At 63.0% G+C, this 2,960-nt stretch carries 3 protein-coding genes and 1 pseudogene; all 4 read right to left on the bottom strand.

Annotated elements, in window-relative coordinates:
- Positions 1-341 (bottom strand): annotated as a pseudogene (locus VFL62_RS02230) (hypothetical protein); the annotation flags it as partial.
- Positions 342-468: 127 nt separating this feature from the next.
- The gene (locus tag VFL62_RS02225) at positions 469-1,095 is read right to left on the bottom strand and encodes a hypothetical protein (protein WP_325170750.1); all 627 of its coding nucleotides are present in this window, start codon (positions 1,093-1,095) and stop codon (positions 469-471) included.
- A gap of 92 nt (positions 1,096-1,187) precedes the next feature.
- The gene (locus VFL62_RS02220; protein ID WP_325170749.1) at positions 1,188-2,033 is read right to left on the bottom strand and encodes a shikimate dehydrogenase; all 846 of its coding nucleotides are present in this window, start codon (positions 2,031-2,033) and stop codon (positions 1,188-1,190) included.
- A gap of 73 nt (positions 2,034-2,106) precedes the next feature.
- A complete protein-coding gene (locus tag VFL62_RS02215; protein WP_325170748.1) occupies positions 2,107-2,742 on the bottom strand; it encodes a YoaK family protein in 636 nt (211 codons plus the stop codon).
- Positions 2,743-2,960: the final 218 nt, after the last annotated feature.

Below are 2,960 nucleotides of genomic sequence, written 5' to 3'. Positions count from 1 at the left end.
GAGGCGCCGCGCATCGCTTCCGGGAAAATGTGGATCGCAATCGCCTTCTGGCTGCCGTCCGGCTGCGGCATGCCGGACACGCCGATATAGCTGTTCGACTTGATGTCCGACAGCGAGCTCTTGGCGATGCCGATGACCGTGATGTCGTCGGTGATGTTCACCTTCACGTCGTTGCCCTCGCGGGTTTTGATGCTCAGCGTCTTGCCGTCGACGCTTTCGATCGTGCCGCGGATGCGGGTCGTCGTCGGCGGTTGCTGCGCAACGGCGCTCGATGCCAGAACGGAGATGACAGCGAGCGAGGTGAGAAGCGAATGCGGCAGCCAGGAAGAAACTTGCGGCATGATGGATCCCTCGGAATTCATGTGGGGGTGTGCGAATAGAAGGATTACCCCGCGAACGCGGGGTTATTCCAGGAACCGGCGGGACGCTGACGTTCCCATCAGACCTACGAGCGCTTGGCGACGATCGTTACATCGGCGGCATCAGCCCATCGCGGCCGACGCTGATGCGATTGGTTTCGAACGACCCGTCCGGCAGTTGCTTGACGAAGGCGATGATCTTGGCGCCTGCCTTGAGATCGGACTTCTCGCCGGGAACATAAGTCACGACCGGCGTGTCGGGGCCGACGGTCACTTTCTTCTCGCCGTCCTTGTACTTGATCATCAACGTCTGGCCATCATTACCGGCGACGGTTTCGGCGACCGTGGCATTGGTCATGGTCGAGTTCGGTTTGAGATCGTACGGACGCGAGCCTTCGCCGGTGCCGCGCATGTTTTCTGGAAAGACATGGACCTCGACCGCGTCCTGGCGGCCGTCGGGTCCGGGCACGGTTGTGGTGCCGATGAACGAGCCGAGTTTGATATCGGCGAGCGTGATCTTGACGATTCCCACGACCTTCATGTCGGCGGTCATATGCAGCTTGACGTCCTCGCCGCTACGCGACTTGACCATGATCAGATCGCCGTCGACGCCTTCGATGGTGCCGCGCACCCGCGTCGGCGTCGGCGGCTGTTGCGCAATCGCGCCGAGAACGGAAGCAGCCACTAACGCGGTGGCGATCAGCGGACGGGCAAGCGTTGAGTGATTCAAGATCATTTTGGGTCCTTCTCCAGGGAAGACACCTTAGCCGTGGGCGCGAACGGTTCCACAATAGGCCCGCTCACATCCGCGCGATCAGGAATTGTTGATCAGGCGCCCCTGAGATCGGCCTCCACGAGGCTCCGCAGCTCTGGCGTCACCTGCGGCCGTTGCCCGAACCACAGTTCGAAGCCGCGCACCGCCTGATGCAACAGCATGCCGAGCCCGTCGGCCGTCTTCAGGCCGCGCGCTCGTGCCGCTTTCAACAGCGCGGTTTCGAGCGGGACATAAACGAGATCGGCGACGATGGCTTCGTCCGACAGCAGGTTCACATCGACATCGAGCGCAGGCTGACCCTTCATGCCGAGCGAGGTCGTGTTGACGAGCAGGCCGGCACGCGGCAACACCTGATTTATTTCGTCCCACGAAATCGGCCGCACGGCTGGTCCGAACTGATCCGCCAGCGCCTGGGCGCGCTCCATGGTGCGATTGGCGAGATGCACATGCTTGACGCCGCGTTCGATCAAACCGAACACAACCGCGCGTGACGAGCCGCCGGCGCCTAGCACCAGCGCCTCCTGTATGTTGTCCCATCCGTTTGCGGACGCATCGAGATTGCCGATAAATCCTTCGATGTCGGTGTTGGTCGAGCGCAGCTCGGCGCCGTCGTACCACAGCGTGTTGGCGGCGCCGACCGCGCGCGCTCGCTCATCCGGTACCGACAGTGCCAGTGCGCGCTCCTTGTGCGGAATGGTGACGTTGGCGCCGACAAAGCCGTGCGCCGAAAGACGCTGCACGAATTCCGCAAATGCTTCCGGCGGGATTGCCTCAATCGTGTAGCCGCCTTCGATTGCGAGTTTGCGCAACCAGTAATGATGGATCAGCGGCGACCGCGAATGCGCCGCCGGCCATCCGATCAGGCATGCCACGCGAGGTTTGGTTTCGGAGGCCATCATAAGCTCTGTCGTCGTTCGATCACCGTCATTGTACTCACATTGAACAAGGCGTCTTGCGAGTCAATGCCGCGGCTCAAGCGCGGCCCGCGCCGGCCATGGCGACGCCCAAGGCCAGCGCCAGCGCGGCGGCAAACCAGACCGCGGCCAGGTTGAGCCAGTGATAGGCGAGCGCGCCGCAGGTCGAGCCCGCAACCAGTGCGGCCCATAAGAGAAGGTTGGGCACCCAGGCCCAGCGGCCGCCCCCGGTCAAGGCCGTGGCGACGAGCTGGCCGACTTTCACCAGCGCTCCCGTGACATAAGTGAGGCCGAGTCCCGCGCCGCCTTCGATCTGGAACACGGCATTCTCCAATCCCATCGCCAGCACGATCGCGGCGATCGCTGAAGCTGAATAGCCCACGTGATGAAAAAGCGCAGCGGCCGCCAACAGGGCTGCTTCGGCCACCAGCAACCAGGTTTGGCGGTAGGCGCCACGTCCAAGCACAATGAGGCTGCCCGCCGCCGCGCCGGCCACAAACAGGACGATGAGAACGAGGGCATTTGCCGCATTCAGCCAGTTCGCCTCCGCGAGGCTCACGCCCATTCGCGTCGAGTTGCCACTCATGAAGGAGACGAACAGCCCGCCGAGATGAAGGAAGCCGATGCCGTCGATATAGCCGGCGAGCGCACTCAGCGAGCAGGCCAGCGCAATGTTGCGGCGTGTATCGAGCATGAGGAAACTTCAAGGAGGATCAAAACAGAAATGTGCGCCGCCATTGCCGAAGCAAGAGCGGCGCGCAAGGCAAGGAGCGCAGAACTAGGCCGCGACGCGATGGGCGGCGATGATCTGGTCCGCCGCTTTGCCCGTCACTTCCGCCATGCGCTCGAACTGCCGCGTGAAGCTGCCGGCACCGGCGGTTGCCGATCGCAGTTCCACGATCAATTCGCCGA

Source organism: Bradyrhizobium sp. (assembly GCF_035701725.1).
Taxonomy (GTDB): domain Bacteria; phylum Pseudomonadota; class Alphaproteobacteria; order Rhizobiales; family Xanthobacteraceae; genus Bradyrhizobium.
Note: the sequence above shows the minus strand (reverse complement) of the source record. Positions and strands in the feature narration are given on the sequence as shown.